The organism is Campylobacter concisus, from assembly GCF_002913545.1.
GTDB classification, from domain to species: domain Bacteria; phylum Campylobacterota; class Campylobacteria; order Campylobacterales; family Campylobacteraceae; genus Campylobacter_A; species Campylobacter_A concisus_AV.
This window is the reverse complement of sequence record NZ_PPBR01000052.1, coordinates 1-463: the sequence shown is the minus strand read 5'-3', so window position 1 is coordinate 463 and position 463 is coordinate 1. Positions and strand designations below refer to the sequence as shown.

Here is a 463-nt window from a genome sequence, read left to right as displayed (position 1 = left end):
GGTAAATACTGATGAAGTACAAGATCTTGCGGTTGAGTTTGGCATCAGATCGATCCCAACATTGCTATTTTTCAAAAATGGCGAGCTAGTTGAGCAAATGGTCGGTGCGCAGTCAAAACAAGCCCTAACTGACAAACTAAATTCGCTTCTTTAATGAGCGAAAAAAGAAGAGGAAGTCTGCTTCCTCTTACCTATATATTTGGTTCATTTTTTGGTGCAGCTATGATAGCGGCTGCATTTGCGTATAGCAACTATCGTTTTTCACAATATAAATTTGTTGATTTTGCGAAGCTAGTTTTTTACGAAAAAAGCGAAATTTTCACTCCAAAAGAGCCAAAATACACGCTTTTAATCTTCAGTTCAAATCAATCAAAATTAGACGAAATTTTACCAACCAAAAATGAAACAGTTGTGGCGATCGATATCTTTCAAAAAAGATATGAGTCAAACTCAACACTAAAAT

Annotated in this window: 2 protein-coding genes; both read left to right on the top strand. The window is 35.6% G+C overall.

What is annotated here, in order from left to right; all coding sequences use genetic code 11:
• Positions 1-154, top strand: a 154-nt coding sequence (locus tag CYP05_RS03595) for a thioredoxin domain-containing protein (protein WP_219809354.1), incomplete at its 5' end; no start/stop codon positions are given.
• Positions 154-463 (top strand): hypothetical protein (locus CYP05_RS03590; RefSeq protein ID WP_103642020.1); only part of this gene is annotated, 310 nt, incomplete at its 3' end. The genes CYP05_RS03595 and CYP05_RS03590, both read left to right, overlap by 1 nt.